The organism is Mariprofundus aestuarium (assembly GCF_002795805.1).
Lineage (GTDB): Bacteria > Pseudomonadota > Zetaproteobacteria > Mariprofundales > Mariprofundaceae > Mariprofundus > Mariprofundus aestuarium.
In genome coordinates this window covers 2,342,665-2,363,470 of record NZ_CP018799.1, presented here as the reverse complement: position 1 = coordinate 2,363,470, position 20,806 = coordinate 2,342,665, and the positions used below count along the sequence as shown (strand labels likewise).

General features: G+C 40.9%; 16 protein-coding genes. 4 read left to right on the top strand and 12 right to left on the bottom strand.

Features of this window, described 5'->3' with window-relative positions:
• Position 1 precedes the first annotated feature (1 nt).
• Positions 2–1,396: a MobA/MobL family protein gene (locus Ga0123461_RS11365; protein WP_100278446.1), complete on the bottom strand. Its 1,395-nt coding sequence runs from the start codon at positions 1,394–1,396 to the stop codon at positions 2–4.
• 505 nt (positions 1,397–1,901) lie between these two features.
• Between Ga0123461_RS11365 and Ga0123461_RS11360 the strand changes: the two genes are divergently transcribed.
• From Ga0123461_RS11360 to Ga0123461_RS11345, 4 genes are all read left to right on the top strand, one after another.
• The gene (locus Ga0123461_RS11360) at positions 1,902–2,276 is read left to right on the top strand and encodes a hypothetical protein (RefSeq protein ID WP_100278445.1); all 375 of its coding nucleotides are present in this window, start codon (positions 1,902–1,904) and stop codon (positions 2,274–2,276) included.
• Between the two features lie 88 nt (positions 2,277–2,364).
• On the top strand, positions 2,365–4,692 hold the full coding sequence (locus Ga0123461_RS11355; RefSeq protein ID WP_100278444.1) for an MASE3 domain-containing protein: 2,328 nt from the start codon (positions 2,365–2,367) through the stop codon (positions 4,690–4,692).
• Entirely contained in the window at positions 4,689–6,173 is a 1,485-nt protein-coding gene (locus Ga0123461_RS11350) for an MASE1 domain-containing protein (RefSeq protein ID WP_100278443.1), read from the top strand. The genes Ga0123461_RS11355 and Ga0123461_RS11350 overlap by 4 nt, the downstream gene beginning before the upstream one ends.
• Before the next feature lie 204 nt (positions 6,174–6,377).
• Positions 6,378–7,169, top strand: coding sequence for a hypothetical protein (locus Ga0123461_RS11345; protein WP_157819329.1), 792 nt, complete (start codon positions 6,378–6,380; stop codon positions 7,167–7,169).
• Between the two features lie 682 nt (positions 7,170–7,851).
• Here Ga0123461_RS11345 and Ga0123461_RS11335 read toward each other — a convergent pair.
• From Ga0123461_RS11335 to Ga0123461_RS11285, 11 genes are all read right to left on the bottom strand, one after another.
• Positions 7,852–8,733 (bottom strand): hypothetical protein, encoded by an 882-nt coding sequence (locus tag Ga0123461_RS11335; protein WP_100278440.1) that lies wholly within the window; start codon positions 8,731–8,733, stop codon positions 7,852–7,854.
• Between the two features lie 20 nt (positions 8,734–8,753).
• The gene (locus tag Ga0123461_RS11330; protein WP_100278439.1) at positions 8,754–9,275 is read right to left on the bottom strand and encodes a methionyl-tRNA formyltransferase-like protein; all 522 of its coding nucleotides are present in this window, start codon (positions 9,273–9,275) and stop codon (positions 8,754–8,756) included.
• Between the two features lie 40 nt (positions 9,276–9,315).
• A complete protein-coding gene (locus tag Ga0123461_RS11325) occupies positions 9,316–10,353 on the bottom strand; it encodes a phosphorylase family protein (RefSeq protein WP_100278438.1) in 1,038 nt (345 codons plus the stop codon).
• Complete coding sequence (locus tag Ga0123461_RS11320) at positions 10,350–12,863, bottom strand: GAP1-N1 domain-containing protein (RefSeq protein WP_100278437.1); 2,514 nt, start codon at positions 12,861–12,863, stop codon at positions 10,350–10,352. Before Ga0123461_RS11320 ends, Ga0123461_RS11325 begins: the two co-directional genes overlap by 4 nt.
• Complete coding sequence (locus Ga0123461_RS11315) at positions 12,863–13,693, bottom strand: TRAFAC clade GTPase domain-containing protein (protein ID WP_100278436.1); 831 nt, start codon at positions 13,691–13,693, stop codon at positions 12,863–12,865. Before Ga0123461_RS11315 ends, Ga0123461_RS11320 begins: the two co-directional genes overlap by 1 nt.
• Entirely contained in the window at positions 13,680–14,582 is a 903-nt protein-coding gene (locus Ga0123461_RS11310; RefSeq protein ID WP_100278435.1) for a TRAFAC clade GTPase domain-containing protein, read from the bottom strand. Before Ga0123461_RS11310 ends, Ga0123461_RS11315 begins: the two co-directional genes overlap by 14 nt.
• An 83-nt stretch (positions 14,583–14,665) precedes the next feature.
• On the bottom strand, positions 14,666–15,928 hold the full coding sequence (locus tag Ga0123461_RS11305) for a GTPase-associated system all-helical protein GASH (protein WP_157819328.1): 1,263 nt from the start codon (positions 15,926–15,928) through the stop codon (positions 14,666–14,668).
• Positions 15,929–16,058: 130 nt separating this feature from the next.
• A complete protein-coding gene (locus Ga0123461_RS11300; RefSeq protein WP_157819327.1) occupies positions 16,059–17,087 on the bottom strand; it encodes a TniQ family protein in 1,029 nt (342 codons plus the stop codon).
• 15 nt (positions 17,088–17,102) lie between these two features.
• The gene (locus Ga0123461_RS11295; protein WP_100278432.1) at positions 17,103–17,909 is read right to left on the bottom strand and encodes a TniB family NTP-binding protein; all 807 of its coding nucleotides are present in this window, start codon (positions 17,907–17,909) and stop codon (positions 17,103–17,105) included.
• Positions 17,906–19,756, bottom strand: coding sequence for a Mu transposase C-terminal domain-containing protein (locus Ga0123461_RS11290; RefSeq protein WP_100278431.1), 1,851 nt, complete (start codon positions 19,754–19,756; stop codon positions 17,906–17,908). The genes Ga0123461_RS11295 and Ga0123461_RS11290 overlap by 4 nt, the downstream gene beginning before the upstream one ends.
• The gene (locus Ga0123461_RS11285) at positions 19,749–20,276 is read right to left on the bottom strand and encodes a TnsA endonuclease N-terminal domain-containing protein (RefSeq protein WP_232710191.1); all 528 of its coding nucleotides are present in this window, start codon (positions 20,274–20,276) and stop codon (positions 19,749–19,751) included. The genes Ga0123461_RS11290 and Ga0123461_RS11285 overlap by 8 nt, the downstream gene beginning before the upstream one ends.
• Between the last annotated feature and the right edge of the window lie 530 nt (positions 20,277–20,806).

Here is a 20,806-nt window from a genome sequence, read left to right as displayed (position 1 = left end):
CTCACATTCTTAATGACAGGTGCAGTCCAATATCTTCTTGAGGCTGCACCTGCTCAGGCGCATCAATATCAGGGTGCTTTCTTTGCAATAGAGCAATTGATTCTCTAGTGCTCTCAAGGGTCTCATTAATAGCTGACATCCTGCCCCTCAATGCCTTGATGTTCTGATCCCAATGCAAATGCTCTTTACGCTCGCCATCTATAACCACCTCTGCCTTGTCATGCATGATAGGGCTGCTCTTGGCCTTCCTGAGTAAAGCTCTCGCTTCCCGCTTTGCGAGCAGATGTGAATCTCGCGCTTGCTTTAGAAGCATCTGTTCACCTGCTTTTGAACTATGATCAAGCCAGCATTTTATTTTCTTACCAATGTTTCCCCAAGTCAGGGTAGGCTCCATGATCTGGCGGTACCCTTGATACCTGTTATGCGCCTTGGTATAGCTCTGCTTGGCCAGCTTAAGTTTGCTCAAACAGCTCTTTCCAGCCTTGATTCTTGGCAATAGGTCTATGATAACTTCATCTCTACTGCGAACATCAGGCCTCTTCTGTCTTAACTGATTGAGTTCTCGCGTAATGGTACTCCGTTCTTCAATCAACTCATTCTGACGACGCTCTAGGGACTGGAACCTTAATTTGTCTAAATCACAAACTATCGGATGGTTGGCCTGAACTACTTCATCATATCTCTGGAAGCGTTCGTTCTTTTCACCAGTACGTTGAAATCTATGCCAGGAACTTGCGCCAACTTTAGGTTGTGGGGTCAGCTCTATGCCTTGGTCTGCATAACTGCGACAATCAACTGAGGCGTCTACTCCAAAGTCATCGAGAGCCTGATTGCACATAACCTCCCATTGCAACCGAATATCTAGTAATCGACCACTGGATTCAGCGACTTTCTGATTTCCGCGTTTCGTTGCCTGCCAAGACCTATCCTTTACACATCCACCTTTCTCTGGCTCTTTCTTGTTCGCGCGTTTGAAGTAGTGCTGTGGCTCCCGCTCGAACCCATCATCAATGCGTTCCGAGAATTGAAGGTGCACGTGAGGATTCATGCCACCATCACCCGCCTTTGTATGATGGATTGCGAAGCTATAAGCATGATGGTTCCCGCATGCCTCTTCGGCTAACTCTTTAGCTAATTCAATCTGCTGTGGCAGTGGCAACTCTCTCGGCAATGCAACTTCGAGTTCTCTATATGCCGTGCCGTTAGCACGCTCGAATTCATCCGATGCTTTCCAGAACAAGGCGGGATCTGAAGCAGCCCATAGTGGCATGTTGCCGTGTTCGGCATGGACCACTCCGCGCTTGGCATCATACTTCCCTGATGCACAGATATAGTTAAAATGTGGGGTAGCCTTTCCTTTGGAGCCCACTTTCAGAGTTAGATGATATGCTGCCATCAAGACGCACCTATTCCTCATAAAATTGAAATAGGTAACGTAAAAAAGTGGAACTAAAACAAACTAAATATGCATGGGGTTTTAAGGGCTAGCCCTTAACGCGCCGTTTCTCGAAGAGAAACGCCTAAGCGCGCTCTTACGCAGAGGGCACAGTAAAACTAAAAATACATGCAGGAATACTTATCGGGAGTGTTTTTGATCACTTGAATTATGAGCTGAATATAAATGAATGAGTTATCAACTCCATTGCAATGAAGTTTATGGTTTTAACAGATCTATTTTGTTAGGGTATATATGCATCTGAAGAGGATAGTGAAATATTCAGTCGATTTCGACCTTCTTTTCTTGTACAAGTCTTCATCCAAACACCCTAAAAAAGCAAGAAGTTTTTCTTAACTGCAAAAGGTTTCGTTGACCCTTACTGTTTATAGCTATCTATTAATGTTTTCATATGCCTTGTCGATATATCTTATTTGGTCTCTTGATAAGGAGTGTTTACATTATTATGGCATATACAAATATATGGGAGAAAACTGGCTTGCATAGGTTATTCACTGGAGAAGTTAGTGGCTGCGAGATTTTTGAATCTAATGTTGAGCACCATTCAGATGTTCGCTTTAAAGATATCGAGTATGTGATTAATGACTTTTTAGGCGTTTCTAGTCACTCTGTAGAGGTCGGGCATACGGAAATATATGCATCTACTGATGAAATGATCTCTCGCACAAAACATCAACTTAAAATAGCTCTAGTTGTACCCCAAGGGCCGTTGCTTGATTTAGCAAATAACTATTGCTCTCTAATGAGAGAGCAAGTTTTCGAATGTGATGTTTTCCATACTCTTGAGGATGCTAGGCACTGGGCTACTAGCAAAACTTGATTGGTTTTCCTTAACCATCTATATATAGAGAAACGCTACTGTGCTTTTGAACTACAATACTTGATTACTTTGATATGGGATACTGAATTTGGCGGAAAGAAAGAAAATATTTGAAGGCTTCGCCATTCTCTTAAACTGGGAAGTTTGGATTGTTCCCATAGTGCTTTCTACAGCCTTGATTGTCGTAAGTTTTTATAATTACCTTCTGTTCCATACACTTGCTGAACTTTTTACAATTATTGTCGGTGTTCTCATGTTTGTGGTTGCTGTTTATACCCATTCCCTATCTCGAGAAAGCTTTCTAATGTACTTGGGGATAGGCTATTTTTGGATTGCAGTGCTGGATATGGTTCATGCCTTTCTCTATAAAGGGATGGGTATTGTTGTCAGTGATGTGGCAGACCATTTTATCCAGTTTTGGATTGCAAATAGATACATAGAATCACTGCTTCTTATTACAGCGCCTTTATTTCTAACTAGGAAAATACATAGTACAGGAGCGTTTCTTGCATATGGTGCAATAGCTTCCATCACCTGCATTGCCATCATGGGGGGATATTTCCCGGTTTCCTATATTGAAGGCGTAGGACTTACTGAATTCAAAATCACCAGTGAATATATCATCTGTTTTATTCTGTTTCTGGCATTAGTTAATCTCTATAAAACCAGACAGCATTTAAAACCCAATCTATTTCCATTTTTATCGACAGCCATTGTTCTGACAATTTTTGCTGAATTAGCCTTCACTAGTTATATCAGCGCTTATGGACCAGCAAACCTCATCGGCCATATTTTCAAACTCTTTTCTTTCTGGCTGATTTTATATTCGATTATTCGTTTGAACATGCAGGAGCCCTTTAAAGATTTGGTTGAGAGTGAAAACCGTTTTCGCAAATTAGTCAAAGAGATGCCGTTGTCGCTCGGCTATGTGTCTAAAAGTGGGGTCATCGAGGATATTAATGACCGATTCAAGAAGACTTTCGGTTACACTCATGAAGAGATTTCAACGGTTGAAAAGTGGTATCAGCTTGCCTATCCCGATGAGGAATATCGTCAATGGGCTATTAATGTCTGGAATAGTGATATCCAAATTGCGGCCGAGCTAGGACAAGACATTAAATCCAGAGAATATAAAGTGACATGCAAGAATGGTGATGTTCGAATAATGGAAATCTCAGGTGTTACTGTAGGTGACCATATATTGGCAACATTTACAGACCTTACAGAGCGCAAAAATGCTGAGGCTGCCTTACGTATCAGTGATGAGAAATTCAGGCAGGCTCAAAAAATGGAGGCTCTGGGTACACTGGTCGGTGGGATTTCCCATGATTTCAACAATATGTTGGCAGGAATGACTGGCAATCTCTATCTGGCGAGGAAAAAGGCAGAAAGCATTCCAGACGTTGTGAATAGGATAAAGCTTGTTGAGAAGTTGAGTTTTCAAGCGTCTGAAATGATACAGCAGATGCTTTTGTTTGCTCGTAAAGGTTCTGTTGAGATGATTCCATTTAGTCTCACTCCTTTCATTAAAGAGATTGCTAAGGTTTGTGAACCACTCATATCTGAGAGCATCAAACTTTCGATTCATTCTTGTAGCGATGACCTTACGGTGAAGGGGAGTGCTACTCAATTACAGCAGGTTGTTATGAACCTAATAAATAATGCGAAGGACGCTCTGGGCAATATAGATGCCCCTGAAATCAAACTAAGTCTTGAGAGGTTCGAGGCAGATGAAGATTTTCTGAGTAAATATTCAAACCTTGATTGTACTTTGCTCGCCCACTTGATTGTTAGTGATAATGGCATGGGAATCAGCGAAAAAGACAAACCACACATTTTCGACCCTTTTTATACCACTAAAGAGGCCGGTAAGGGGACTGGATTAGGGCTTGCTATGTGCCATGGCTCAATTCAAAGCCATGGTGGAGTTATAGAATTGGATAGCGTTGATGGCGATGGTACAACCTTCCATATCTATTTACCTTTAATTGAAGGAGAGGAAATAGACACTTCTTCTACAGACTCATTGGGGCCCCCATTAGGCAATGGAGAGCTAATACTTCTCGTTGATGATAATGAGGTGCTTTTAAACACAAGCAAAGATTTGATCAAAAGCCTTGGCTACAAGGTGCTGACTGCATCGAATGGAGTGGAGGCTATAGATATTTTTACATCTAATTCTTCTGAAATCGCCCTTACAATCATGGATGTTGTTATGCCGGAAATGGGAGGGACTGAAGCATCAAAGCAAATCAAAGCAATTTCCCCCGAGGCTAACATCATTTTTTCTAGCGGTTACGATAAAGGAGAGATGGCTGAAAATGGCACCTCTATAGTTTTAAGTAAGCCATATAGTATTGATCAGCTTGCCAATACACTTGCCAGATATTTACTTGATAAAGAGGGGGACAATTGAGGGATGGTGCAGCAATTAAGGCTGAGAATTCATTAACTGTTCGGTTAGTGGAAATAGTTCTTCTGGCAATTATTTACTTCTTAACAGCCAAAGTCAGCCAAAGTTTTGCGATAAATCCAGGCAATGTGACACCGGTTTGGATTCCATCCGGCATTATGCTTGCAGCAGTTTTGTGGCGTGGATACCGAATCTGGCCGGGTATATTTATAGGGGCTTTTTGCGGCAACACATGGGCTTATTTTTCAGGTCAAACTACAGCCGAGCTCATGGCGACACTTATCGCTGGAACCAGCAATGGAGTCGGTGACGTTTTATGCTTTTTAGTCGGGGCATACCTGATTCAACGTTTTACTGCGACCTCTTTCCCTTTTGAGCGATCTAAAGGTGTTGCACTCTTTGTTCTTTTTGGGGCATTTCTCGGAAGTGGAATCAGTGCCATATTTGGAGTTATTTCGCTATGCACGGTGAACATTGCCCCCTGGGGTCAATGTTTTGATATGTTGATAACATGGTGGGTTGGAGATGCAGTAGGGATAATTCTTATTACTCCATTTCTACTCTATTGGCTCATGAAAGAACGAAAGTTTCACTATGGTTTAGAGATACTCAGCTATGCTTCCATCTTGCTAATTATTGGCATATACAGTCTTGGGTTAGTAGAGGTCGTAGATGGTTTTATGCTTCCTCTATCCGTTCTAATACTGCCCTTAATGTGGTCAATTTTCCGTTTCAGCCCTCATGCCACACACAGCTCTATCCTGTTGATAGGAATCATTTCTATTATAGCAACTAGAATGGGAGTGGGACGTTTTTCACACGGTGACTTGAACTACGGACTGATTGAACTACAAGTCTTTCTTTCAATTCTGTCGATCGCATCATTAATAGTCCATTCAATATTATATGAAAAAGAGTCTATTCAGAATGAACTACGAGAATCGAATACTACATTAGAATCTAAAGTTCGGAAACGCACAGAAGAGCTTGCAATATTGGCTTCCACAGACCCATTAACAGGAATTCATAATCGACGTTCAATCATAAATCAGCTTGGGTTTGAGTTGAAACGTTCAAATCGTCATGGATCTCCATTTTCATTGTTGATGCTGGATTTAGATCATTTTAAAGATATTAATGACCGGTTTGGCCATTCTACTGGTGATAGCGTCCTACAAAGTGTTTGTAATATATGTACTGAAGAACTTAGGGAAATTGACTTCATAGGCAGACTTGGTGGTGAAGAATTCATCATTCTCCTTCCAGAGACAAAAGATGATGATTCGGAAGTAATAGCAGAGCGAATTCGAACAAACATTGAAGAAAAAGTAACCCTAGTTGAATTAGAAGGTATGAATGTAACAGTTAGTATTGGAGTAACACAAAAAATTTCTGATGATACCGAACGGTCCATTCTGAATCGAGTAGACCAAGCGATGTACCTCTCAAAGAAAAATGGCAGGAATCGAGTAAGTTGTATTTAATTGATAGTGAAGCTGGAATAGGCTCTAGGTTTGCTATCTGCTTTTCAATTCCCCCCATGATCCACTTTCATTTGAAGACGCACAAAATGATTTGAAAGATCCTAGATAACAATTATTAATAGCCTTTTAATCAAAAACAATTGACTAATGTAGCCATATAGCACCCAAAGCGGACATTCAGAATATTCTATTTGTGGGGATTAAATGAGTATTAGATCTTTAACCAGATTGTTGTGTATACTTGTTTTAGGCTTACTAGTCGTCTCTTGTGGTTCAATTGCTAAGCAAAAAGACAAGCCTACTCAGGTTGGCCCATTTTCTTACGGAATGACTTACGATGAAACCATAAACAAACTGGCAGGGCATGATGGTAGTGCAGCCCTGAAAGGGACTCATCAAGGCAGCGCATGGGTCTTGGTAACTTATTACCACTTTAATAAGCCTTATGTCTTTGCATTTAAGGACTTTCGGCTTGTAGCTATTATGAAACAAAGTGTGTTATTTGCTGCATGGAAGAATGCACTAGCCAAGGACAAGGCTGATGGGGTGTTTCCTTTCGAGAATGGCTTTGGAAGCTTATATGATGAGGTACTTAAAAGGCGCAATTCCATTCATTCAGATGAGTTTGTTAATGTGAGGATTAGCAAGGAGATAAAGACAAGCGAAGCTCAATCATCCCATTCAAATGTAGGTGAGGCTGCTTCGATGCTGTTGTTGGTTGCAATAGCATCTCCATTGCTTCCAGTTGGCGCCGCAAGTTATGCATTAGGATCATCGAATGAAAGTAAGTTCAGTCAAAATATAACTAAAATTCAGCTGCAAGATTCAAAACAGAAGATCGATGAGCTACTGGGAGATGATTATACAGGGATGATCAACAGAAAGAGTGACTATATTTTCCGTATATATACAACCTCCCATAATAAGTATGCGGTAGGAATCCATAATGGAAAAGTTGCATGGGTAACCAGTTTTGGTTACTGGTTTGGCAACTAAGAATACGTCAATGTTGACTCTGTTAAACGAGAAATGGAATGACTGCTTCCGACCCAAAGCGGACATTTGATTTCTAGCCAAAGGATGACTAGTTGAAGATTTTTCTAGGCGTACTGTTTTTTTCTATAGCTATATTACTTGTCATTCTTGATCTGCATGGCCCATGGAATAATTTAGTAAAATTTGGATCTTTATTTATGGGGATATATTTTCTGGGCTGGTTTCGAACAACAGTAAATAAGGATGATTAATACCTATAATGAATAGAGAAAAGGTTGTGAAATTTAAGGCTATTTTAGGGGCTGTAGGGTTTATAGGTTGTTTTCTGCTAAAGCCCTATCTGGATGAATACTCATTGGGCGGAGCCTGGGGCTTAACAATAACCATTTTACTATGGCTATTAATTTTCTATTTATTTATTCGACCTTATTTCAAATATATCTTTGGCTTCAAAGACTATTAACAGATCATCAAACTATATGAATATTGATGCTTTTGAATGTCCGCTTTTGGCCGAAAGCAGTCATTCGATAAGCCACAGCAGGGTGTCACTTTGAGTCACACTAACCTGTCACTTTAAATCACAGTGGGGTGTCACTTTTGGGTTCAGTCTGCAACCAGCCTATAGTTGCTGCAAAGATGAGAGCAAAATAATGCGAACGAAATGACAATTTACATTGATTTAATAACTTGCGAAACCTATTCCATCATTATCAATATAATACTTTTCATCCTTCCTGTTTTTCCCTATTTCCTTGAGCCATTCATTGTTATTCCATTCTCTTTTTACAATAGCTTGATGTAGCAATATCTTTGATATTGAACATGAAACGATAGGTATCTTGTAAGCTACAAAATTTTGATCATGAATATTTGTATCTCGCTCTAAACCTAGGCTGTTAATTGACCCCAAAATACTCTCATAATATCCTGATCTTAATCTCTGACTTAAGTTTTTATCGTATATAGTACTTGTGCTGATAGGATCATAAAACTTAATAGTAGGTTCTGCATATAGATTATATGCCACACTTGCTACGCTAAAATCCTTACGAAGAGGGCCTGTAGTTGATTGTAGCTTTGGGCCTCTAGTCGGGAGAATTCGATTCATTTCATTTTCTGAATAAGTCGCACATGCATACCCCTTGGACTCTACCGCAAATCGGGTAAGATTTAATGGGTCATCGCAATAAAAGTCAGGGCGAGAACCAGCAACCGGATTTCCATTCGCCACCATGGCATCCTCATAGCAATGAGTATAAATAGCCCCATAAATATTTTTTGAAAGGTAATCAGCAAAGGCTCTGCCAACTCTATTCGAAACATACGCTGTTTCAGTTGGGTCATTGTTGAAAGGGTTAGGGAGTTCAAAGCTTACTGGGTTGTTACCCCAATACTGGTTAAACCCGCATATATCACCTAAGAGCCTTGAGGCTAAATATGGGGCCATTATCGGCCCAACCCCTGCAAAGGTTAGATGCTTGCAAAAGGCTAAGTATCCTATTGAACCGAGGGTGGTGGTTATAAGTCCTGCAGCATCTTGATGTATTACTTTAAAATCCATGGTTTCTCCAGACAGTTACGCTAGAGCGAAATCTTACACGAGGCCGGTTGGCCAACGTCATGGTGCAACCAAAGTTCAATAGGCACTAGTTCGTGGAACTCTCTTGCAACAGTCATAATTTTTTCAACCCCATTGGCATCGGCCCCTTGGCCATAAATAAGATAGATTGCCCTCCGGTAACCCACCCTGCGCACGAATAAATCCAACGTATTTAGATCTTTTCGGATACCTGCATTTTCCGTGGAGTGCTTAACCTCTATGATTGCATAGTTTCCAGCCATGTTGCCTGGCGTGTGGACTAACAGATCAGGTTTTACATGGTCAGCACCTAGCGCCCTCAGAACTGGGTGGGCACTTTTATCAATCTCGCCATTGAGAATAAATTCACTTTCATTTGGCCAGTTATTCCGCATCTGATGATAAAGCTCATAACAGTAGACGCGTTCGCGAAAGACTGGGTCTCCGCCATCGATGTTTAGATGGAAATATGGCCATTCAATACCTGCAGTCGCCACCTTTAGGATTCTGGATAGTTCATCCATACTGTTTTGTCCTTCTTCTAATCATTACAAGCTCTGAAGCTTAAAGGGCTCCAATTAAATCTGTATTCTTTGGGAAGTCCTCCTGCATTGCTTGAATGAGGCTATTTAGATCAATATCAGAGCCTCCTCCACCTTGTTCAAGCAGTTTAATGGCATCAAACCATTGGCCTTTTCCCTGAGTGCTGAGAGTAAGAAAAGAGAGGTCTCCTCCTGCTCGTTCCCATATTTTTCTATCTTCTACCCCTCTTGGGTACAGCTTACATACGATTTCAAGTGTTTGATTAGTTTTTGATGTTTCAATCCGTACATTAGATAAATCCAGAGTTGAGATAAAACCAAATAAAAATGCAGCTACATTTTGAGAGGCATAAGGCTGGGAGCCTTTATCATCCATAGCTCCCTTGTCATTCACCAAGTCAGAGATACCTCTAACCAATAAACTTTTAACTGCTGGCCGACTCCTACAGACGGTGAGAAAACCAAGCCCTTCCATTTCAATGGCCAGTGCATGGCTGGCATTTAATTTTATATGCTTATGTAGGGCCGATTTATAAGAAGCATCAACCTTCTCACCCGAAGCAATTGTACCAGACAAAACCGTAATTTCTGGTGCAAACTCAACATCTACTAATGAAGACGAAATTGCTTTCCAATCGGCACTAATCGAATAAGCGTTGGCAGCACGCTCAAGATCATAAGATGAGGCTCCGAATTGTGGCCTTGGCTTGAATGATTCATCTTCTGCTTTTCCACGTTCATAGCCAAGCACATCATTCCCAACGACTATGTCCCCAACCTTCACATCCTTTAAGCCGCCAGCAACACCCACATAAAATGCGTGGGATGGCTTGTAATATTCAAGGGCTCTTTCTGTTTCCACTGCTGCATTAATATTTGTTTGATCAGTACGTCCTACAATTACAGGGATTTTTCCTGATGTGCTTGAAGCAAAACCACGGTGATAATCAGTTCCAGTATCAGGGTGCCTTTCGACTTTGGCATCGGTTAAGTGCTTAATCACAGCGTCCCTTTCTACTGGTAGTGCTGTAAGTACAAGAATACAGTTATTGTTGTTCATAATTCACCTACAGTTTGTTTTAATTGTTTCAGTTCGGGGCTAGAATGATAATCGTTTAACATCTCATGAATCAGATTCGCGCCATTTACATGTGTACTGCCACTTCTAATTTTCTTTATAGCATCTAACCATATTTCACGGCCTGATCCTGTACTTTGCAAGTCATAATTTTCTCCTCCAGCTCTTTCCCACAACCCCGACTGCTTGGGGCCACTTGAGTATTTGGAGTAACATTGCTCTTCAAGTGCCTTCCACCATTCCTCTTTAGAAAAGGATTCAGAAAATCCCCAAAGATGAGATAAATTCAATTTTTCAAAAAAGCTCAATAATAATCGACATTCTATTAAAGCTGGTTTCAAATCAGCTCTTGAAGGCGTCTTATTAGCTATAGCCTTGGCCGCACTTTTCCAGTAATTCCTAGATACTAAACTCCCTAAGCGTTTTGACTCTTCTGAAGAGAATCGAACTGTATTCAACAGTATGATAATTTCCTTTTCCTGAAGCGCTGGAAGCTTCTCAAATAACATCATTTTTGTTGATGTTTTAATATTATTATCTGCAATTACATGCGCTATTGTTGCTGAGCAACTTAACTGATGCTGAACCTCTTTCTCAATGCTCTCTATGGTAATGCTATTGTTGTTTAGTCGCCGTACACACCCCAGCGAACTTGCATTTAGGAAGCCTAATTTAGCTCCTCCATTTAGGTTTTTCCAAACTTCAGCTCTTTTCTTAAAGCATGACAAATCATTGTATTCAGATGCGCTCAGCCTCAATAGAAGACTAGGCTCTATTTCATTTCCCTTTATTACCTCGTCAAAGAGAGAATAAAGCACTTTCATTGGCTCCTTGATGCCCATCCAAGGATGTAGACCTTGGTCAATGCTTTCACGCCATATTTTCTGCCAAACTTCATCTTTAACGTTTATAGAGCTTGTTAATGAGGGGGTTCTTACCAGTTTGGAGGCAGCAATTCTTACTAATCGGGATTCTCCAATTTCCAATGTCAGCTGCAGGAACTCTTTATCAAGGATTTGATCAGCCATTCTTTTCAGGGCTGCAGAATTAGAAGGGTCGATGTCTATTTTCAGCTGTCTTTTTATACTTTCTTTGGGGCTGGAGATTTGCAAAGTGGATAAGCCATGAAGGGTTAGCCATTTCCTATTTTTTGCAAACATCTGGAGATTTTGAGCAAGCTGAGGCTCTAGTTGCCGCATATGGCTTACAAAGTCTTCTTCTGCTTGAACTGAGTCGGGTATTAGCTCCCCCAATGTTTTTACTAAATCGACATCCTTTGAGAACCAATTCCATAGGGTTTCCGCGTAAGTTGTTTTCCAGTTTCCCAGTACATTGTTTAAAGCCTTAGAAATAGATTTTTTCCACCAATGGTTTTTATTGTCCTGATCAAATGCTGTAGAGATAAGCTCTGGAATTAAGTCATCTGATTGAGGGCTGGTCAAAGAACCTGCACTCCAGGCAGTCAACTTCTCACCGATTAGTTGCCCTGCATTGGAGAACCCTAGCCAATTTGCATGATTGATCATCATGATCTGTTTTGCAGATGCTGATTCAACTCGAGACAATAATACGCATAACAGTTCTTTCTTTCCTTTTTTTGCAATATTTGGATTAGGACTGTATTTTGAGATTAGATCACAAAGGGCTATTAGTAGGATAAGATCAGTAGATATAGCTAAACCTTTATAGGTCTTTGCTGCAGCTGTTAAAAAAACAAAGTCTTCAATTTTAGTGACCTCTAGTCTGAATGTCCTAATCAAATCACAAAGAGGCTTAGCTTTAGTTTCATGCCCCGCTAAATGAAATGATGCCATTCCTTCCAAGGTCCCGCTCTCGTTTTTACCAATGACGCAATAATCTGTGGCTTGCCATTTATTTGCATACGACTCTGGAACATATAAGACACTTATATGTTCAGATGTAACCTTTTGAGGATTAAAACCTACACCTAATCTGACCGTAGCCCTTAAGCTGCCATCCAATCGGCTCCAAATTTGGGAAATAAAAGAAACATACTCCTCTTCACCTATCCATAATAATGTGTTGTTCTGTTTCAAATCATGAAGCAGTCCATTTATTCCTGCTGCTTCTCGGGATATATGATCAATAGTTTTAATCCTATTGGGGGGGGCATCATCAATTTCTATGGGCATTGGTTCAAAGGCTTTATCTAATTCGGGCATGAAATGAGAAAACAGTTTTTCTAAATCATTTAGTCGGTGTAGATCATCTTGGCTAACAATTAATGTATGTGATAATACTCGACCGTTCCTAACAGTGGGGTCGTTATCTGGAAATGATTTAACAAAAATATAAAGGTTATCAAAACTGAACCCTCGAAACACAGGTTGAGCTAAATGCCCATTTGAAGGTCGATCTAACAAATCGGTAACATTGCATATTCGCTTTGCAGCGGCGGTATCCGTTAAGCTTGTTTTAAGTAGGGCATAAGCTCCTGACTTATCCCCATAGATTGCCTGATGAATGATCATTAGAGGTTAAGGGTGGCCGCAACAAGTTTGGTGATATCTTTATCCTTTGCTCCATTCTGATCTACCACGTAACCAAAGCTTTCAGGTAGATCATCCAGATATTTGTCTTTTGCTTCAATTGTATTCAATGGAAACTCTTGTGCTGATAGCCCAAATATCTCAAAAGAATCCTTTTCCCATACAGTTTCAACAAAATGGAGCAGCATGGGTAGTTTGTCTTGCAAAACCTGGGCAGGGGTTTCATTTGTTTCTAACTCATCCCAACATGTAAGAACAATTGATATTGTAGGCATGGAAATTGGATGCTTCAGACCTATATTTTTAATATGCAGCATTGATTGAAGCAATTCAATAAACTTGCTTTGTTCAGATAATCCGGGGCTTCTTAAGGATGTATGTTTTTCGTTATCTATTTTTTCATAACTATTTCTACTTAAGTCATACCTAGGCATAATGGTATGAGCACGAATGAATAATACCCATCGGTCACTGTTATTCAGTAGTTTTTTCCAATGATCATCAATGGTCATCAATTCAGTCATGTCACTGACCTGTTCACCCCCATAATCAGGGCAAACTAAGTCGATGCTTTTCTCACCGACCTGGATGGATAAAACTAGTTCTTCATTTTCACCTGCTGGGGTTGCTGTTGGCGCTTCTCCGTTAGAAAGTTTTTTTACCGCATCTGCAACAGCTTTTATGTTCTCAGGGGCTTTGATAAGGCTTATGCTGCTTTTCCTTTTCTTAACCCTAGTGAGAAACTGAGCAATAAAAGTGGTTTTTCCAGAACTTGGGTGACCAATGATTAGTATTGAATCATTCACTGACATAAGAACCTCTATAGTTAAAAAACAAATCACCTGAACTTTCAATTTGCGGTATCAAATTAATGGCCCTTGGCTTGTTTAATTCCTCCAACAAGTATTCAGTAACTTCAAGGTTGTTTTTGTGGCATAGGGTGTCGGGATCAGACTTAGAGAAATTACTAACTTCGAAAACTTTTGAGTTACCAAAGATCAGAGTTAAATCTTCATCTAGAGCACTTTTAATATTCTCTCGGACTTCATAGATTCTATCAGCTTTGGACCAAACCACAGCTACTGGGCGTCCCTTCAAGTTAGCTGCTAGTTGTTCAGCCATTTGAATGATTTCACTCTTTGCAGCCCCCCTTTTCTCTATTAAAGCCACGCAATCGACCATAAAAACAAAAGCACTAGATTTTTCATAGATCCAGCGAGCATTCCCTGCATTCGAATCTTGGGTGTTCTCAGACCAGAGATTGAACACTTCTCCTGAAGAGTCTGCAAAAAGCACATCTCTGAACAGCTTTCCTTTTTTTAGAGATAGATGGAATAGACTGTAATAGTCAGGGTTAGATGGTGTTGGAGGAGCAAACTTAACAAGGCCACCAGGTTTTATTTGCAAGCATTGGGCCAGCGTTTCCCATGCAGCAAGTGTACAGCTACCAGCGAATGACCAACGCTCTAATTTGATGCCATTAAAAAGAAGGGTATAAAGCATACCAAGGTAGGATGTTTTTCCTGCATCAGGACTCCCAACCATACCTATAATCAAAGGGGTAGATCGTTGGCTGACAATCGCAATATCAGCTGGTTGAAAAGGCTCTCCTGTCCAAGGTAGTTGCTGTGTTTTGTTGTTAGATTTCTTTTGTTCAGCAACTACTTGATTCGACTGAGGCCCACTCCAATGCTCACACATTGGGTGATCATTGTTACCATGCTCAATACACATACCTCTAGGAGCAGAGCAATTTGGTTTACTGCATTTTTGTCTCATCTTTTTTATTTTGCCTGAGCAAGAGCATTTGCTTCGAGATCATGAAATAGCCACACGGTGAAATCGGCTAAAGAGATTTCTGCATTCTTATCTATGCCAGTATATTTGAAAAATTCATCAGAGCTTGTTGCCCCCTTTAGGAGACTTGCCAAGCTAACACCAAAAGGTTTTCGGCTTTCTCCTGCATCACAGAAACCTTCTAATAACAATTTTTCACTTTCAGAAAAGGATTGCAGTTTCCCCAACAACTCAGCTAAAGAAACTTTTTGTTCTAGTTTTTCGCCGAGCACATCTCGCAATGTCTCTTTAAGGAAAAAATCAACACTTTTTGGATGAATTGGGGGAACATTATCAGCCAAGTCAATAGCCATTGCAGTGCTCATAGAAAGCGGGGCTAAGCTACGATAACTAGAGTCTAACCTTTGTGAGTAGAGCGCCTGCTTCCACCATAGTAAATCACTACGTTTATTAAGAGAAAGGGAACTTTTCAATATGGAAGAGGACATTTGTTCTAAGTTTACTTCAAGAGTAGTTTGAATAGAGCTAGAAATTGATGCAATTGATTCGTTTTGTATGGACAGGGCTGCATTTATCCCTTTAGAAATACCCTCTGCAGCTCTCTCCGAGAAAAAAGTGGGCCAGATAGCTGCATTATTGCTTGCCCACTGTGGATTTTCTCCACCAACACTTGCTTGAGCAGATGCTGCCATTAAGTGCTTTTCTAATGAGTCTTTGTTCACAGTTACAGATTTTACTGTCGGAAGAGTTGATTTGATATCCACGGATTGAATACTCTCATGGGCACCCCAATTACTACGGGCGGTTTCTTCTACTCTATTTCCAATATCCAGCAAAAAACTGACCAACACCTCTTTCTGTCCCGCCAATTTGTAATAGCTGATTATATTTCTGCCTGTATGCCAAATAATGGCTGCCATCTCTTCATCATGGCTAAGTTTACTTAATGCTTCGAGGATAACTGCTCGGACATAGGCAATGGGGGTATCTTTAGTTTTAACCACACTATTTCTAAAAGCAGGCCAATTTTTTATGATCAAAGTTTCGACATCACCAACGATAGGTTCATCGTCAGAAATGGTGGGGTCGAGAGCAGCTAATGTGTAGGTAATTACCTTGGGCCTATTCTTTTTTTGCTGCAACTGTCGTAGAACTGCTGTCGAGGACTTCTTTAAGTATCCAATATGCTCAGGGTCATCAGTTTTGATGAATTGATTATCGAGAAATGCTTGAAGAATTGGATAAGCCATAATATACCCCATGTTGTTCTGCTAAAGATAAACTATATATTATAATCTGAACCATCAAACAATTAATAAGCATGGCAAAACCATTTTGAAATTATTCTGGGGTGTATTTCGCACATTACCTTTTCAGTATTCATGAAAGCCAATCATCAATACGACCTGGAGAGCAGCCGAGCTTCTTGCTTATCCTTTTAACGGTTGCTTCTCTGCCAGTCGCCTCAATCTCCTGGATGGCGCACAGTATAATCCCTTTATTTATCTCAATGGGATGATGTAGTGCCTTAAAAAAAGGCTCCATTGGCTTGGGACATCCGAAACTTCGAACGGCAAGATTAAAATAATTTTGATTTGCAGTGGACAAGCTCTTTAGCAACTTTCGTTTTTCATGCCATAAGCGATACGCAGTAACTGCTCTCATGAGCAAAGGAAGCCGTTTGTAGGCGTCATCATTTAATGTATATCCAAATTTATCCATTTCTGCCGCAAATGAATCTATACCTTCTAGGCGAATCCACTGGTCAAGAAATGCTTCAACAAAATGAACCGCCGCATACGTTTTTTTATCGTGATGATTAATTATCAGAATTAGACCCTCTATAGCTTTCATCGAGCTTAGATCAAGTATGGCGGCCATGTTCGGTGTGTTTCTCAAATCAGCATAACATGAGTAGCAATGAGCAAGATGTGGTCTGTGCCATCGCACACGGTGCAAAATCAGCGGATGTCCACAAAAAGGACACGCATTGAACATTTGCATTTGATGATGGTGGCAAACTTCGTACCAATCCAATCGCCAATGCTGGCGAAAATAGGGGCGTTCATCTTCCGATAAACATACAGGGCAGTATCGAAAAGCTCTCCATTTAAAAGCCCGCCTGTCGATACCACGAATCCAACTCCGGTGCGGAAATCCTTTTTCTATTTCTAAAACGGGTAGGAGACTCATATCACGAACCCCACGAACCCCTTCTGGATGCTTTAATTCTCTGGCCAGCCAAAGTAAAAGTTTTCTGTTTTTACATTGATCCAAGTCGACTTGTGCATGGCACTTTAAACCATGATGCCACAGCAAAGAGTACAGTGAAGTGGCATTGGCATGACATGTGCGATGCACCCAAGAGCTCAACAGTTCGTCTGGTAACGGTGCAAGATGAACAGCCAAAGTCATGAGGTTACATCAATCAATTTCCATAATTGGTCGAATGTGTTTAATAGTCAGGCGTTCAGACCCATCTCGTATTGCTTCAGCCGTAGCATTGATCAACACCTCTTTAAGCAGTCCAATTACACCTTGACTGTATTTATGGAGTTTTTGATAGGCAGTAGGGGCAAGAAAGCCTTCCTGTTTCTTCAGAGGAATATTAGCGACCAGAGCATTAACCAAATCAACAAATTCCTGACATTCTGGATAAACTTCCAACTTAACCGGTCGCCAGCGTCGCACATACTGGTCGTCATAATTAATCACCGGAATCAAAGCGCCGGTTCCTGCCATAATGGTTGGAATCCCCAAGTTATTACTAATCGTTTTAATAGCATTAACACAATTCCGTGACTGTTTATCCGTACCTTCTGCCAGATTTTGGGCTTCATCAAAAATAATCATCGGTGGCTTGATTTCACCCAAAATACGAAGTGTTCGATTCAGCTTTTCTGATGCGGTTCTTGCAGTCGGTTTGAAATCATTTACCTCTTCAAGAATCATGGTTAGTAAAGAATTTAGATTTGGTCCTGGAGGGGTGTTAATAAAAAGAGGAGGACATGAGCTCTCATGTAGCCGGTGTTCTTCGACAAAATGCTTGAGAATTGTCGTCTTGCCTGCACCAGAACATCCGATGATAGAACGGCCTATAGGTGCCCCAGAAATTTTCGGTTGCAGGTACACAAGCTCAAGCTCTTCCAGCACTCTGACTGCATATGGATGAGGCTGCCACCTTTCTTCCTGAACCTGTTGTATCCGCAGCAGACCATCATGTTCAATCATGATTCATCAACTGTGTTTGCCCAGTCAGGCAATCGTGAATAATCAATTCCAGAACCAAATCCATTTCCTTTATGAGAACCATCAGCCTGAGCACGCGATTTTGAATCAGCTCTTTGCTCAAGTATTTTACGCGCTTTTTTATTTTTCTTGGCTGCCTCTTGAAGTATGGTTTTTTCCTCTTGATGAGCGAGGTGCAAATCTGGTGTCGCCTCAGGGTAACGTGAGGATCTTATTTTAGCCGATTTTAATTCTACGAGGGAAATCGGGCCCTCACTGGATAGGCTTATCAATGCAATTTTACTAACGCCACTACCATCGGGATGGACAAAGTCTGCTCGACGCATATCAAGCGGATCATAGTAAATACGGTATTTTTTTCTCTCGCGAGGCTTTTCCCTGGCCCTCCAATGCCTTAAGCATGGGGCACTATATTTGAAACCAAGAAGGCTAATGCCATGACGGGTAATCCGCCTTTCCTCATAAGGAAGAAGAGAGAAACGAAAATCATCATAGCTGGTTGGCATCCTTGGGTGCCAGCCTTCATCCAACGCCTTTTGCCACATTTGTAATGGAGATAAACCTCCCAATTCATCGCGCTCTTTGCGATTATAATTATTCACTACCCAGCGATAAATTATTCTTCTTAACTCTTGTAGATCGATCTGAGCATTACCTTCTGAATCATAATCCCCACGCTCACGAATATTAGAAAATGTAGTTCCGGGTAGTGAGTGTATGTGCTTAACAACAGCTTTAATGCTACTCTCTATATGTCCGCCATACTCTTTATGACCAATTGGGCGGAATTGTTTTTCTACACGATTCACTGCACAGAAGTGATCCATTTGTCGCCCATCAAATTCAACAGCATTATCACTGTGCAGCATTTCCATCAAACCATATGTCGGCCATGCATCATCACTTAATTCAAACTGCGCAAGTACACTCTCTTTTGTAAAGATAGCCTCACGTAACGCATTAGCGACGCTAAGGAACGATGGATGCTCTAACCCAATATATAACCCAAGAATAACTCTGCTATACACATCTTGAATAAGCGTAATATGGGCCTTACCAATTAGTTGCCGTAGCTCACTTGATAAAAGTTGAAGATCAATGGGGGTGTGATCAATTTGCACTTCTTGCAGTGGCCGAGATGCCCTGTGTTCATCCTGAGAAACATGTAATTGATCTCTAGCAACAGTACTTCCCTTTTGCGCTTTTAGCACCTCATTCTCCGACAGAGCTCTTATTCGATTGCGGATAGTTCCAACGCTTGGAGGGCGAATGTTTTCTGCGGCAAAATGGCTACGAATAAGGCGAATTGTTTCATCTATGCTTTTAGGTGTTCGGACAAGATAAAGCTCTTTAATATCAGCCTGAATCATTGCTTCAGTTGTTGGGTCTAAACGTTTTTTTCCTGGGCCACCTTTTTTTTCAAATTGCCGAAACAAGCCAGGCACGCCTTCAGCCAGATAATCTCTCTTCCAGCGAGCTAGTGTAGAGCGGTTCACTTTATACTTTGCCTCTAAATCAGCCATGGCGAGGCCAAGTTTGCCATACTCATGGGGTAAATTATCAAAATCTTTGGCAATAGCATTCGCCCGTTCCAGCTCATCACTTGAAACTGATAATTCAGCAATGCGCAATGTGTCGTTCTGCTTGGCATCTGTTAATTTAACATGTCCGGATGAAAACAGTGCTACAACATTATGGGCCGAACGACTACCTAGCTCCGTCTCTAAAATAGTATTTTTAGGATTGCTACAATCAATTACTTTAAATTTTGTTCCATGAACCCAAAGGCTCATTCCCATTTTTAACCAGGTTGGTTTTTTATTAGCCATGATCTGTGAACACCCTAATATGCGTACTTGGCTCAAAAATGCCGGAAGAGCTTTCAACCAACCAACCTTTACCAATCAGATGAAGCAACGCGCAATAACTGGGGTCAGCCCAGCCATCTTTTTCAACAAGGTCGGCAAGCCTTAGCACGCCAGCATCACTTACCCTTCGAAAAATCGTCTCTGCATGGTTTTCATCAATGTTTGGATTCATTAAGTGCGGCCATAATAAATCCGCCCGCTGGTACTCAGGGCTTTTACGCACGGCTTCCGTCACGATCTTAAATGTCCACCCTCGCTCCAAGCAATACTCTTTTGCAGCATCAAACTTTACAGCAAGCCTGCCATCATCCTTCTTTAACACTTCTTCGGGCTTCACTTCATAAAGGGTGGATTGTGAGGATACGTTTGTAGATAGAATATCTGGAGTATATGAGTATGGGCGGCCTCCCCATTTAAATTCTATTTTTAGTGGTTGCTCACAGTACGAAAGAATATAAGGGTCTGTCTCCAATACTTTCATCAAGCTCTGCTCATTCAGCGACTCATAATCTACTCTACGATTATTTTTCAAACTGAAAAAGTAGCCTCGAACGCCGCGAGTTCGATGGGGGATCTTTCTAACAGGGTTTCCCATGGAATTATTAATAGCAAATAATCCTAGATTATGCAACAAATCAGAACAATATCTCATTATTTATTAGTGTGAAATAATGAGATATTTAGAGGATTGTTTATTTATATGGATTTTATAATCTCATCAATTAATGTGGCGGCACAGACATCTGTTGTCGCGTGATACAACCTCACTTCCAATTTAGATAACAGAATGGGCAATGAGCAATCATTGCCCATTCTTTTTTCGCCAGTTGAGGATGAGCTTTCTTTGGCTGGATCTAGTCTTTATGGAAGCCCCATCCTTTCGTATAACGAGTTCCAGCATCGCACAGAATACTTGCAGTTGTGGCTCAGGTTTCACATGTTGATTCTGACGTGTACCTGACGCAAAAAGTCACAACACATCCTGTTAACAAATATTGTGACTTTTTTCAG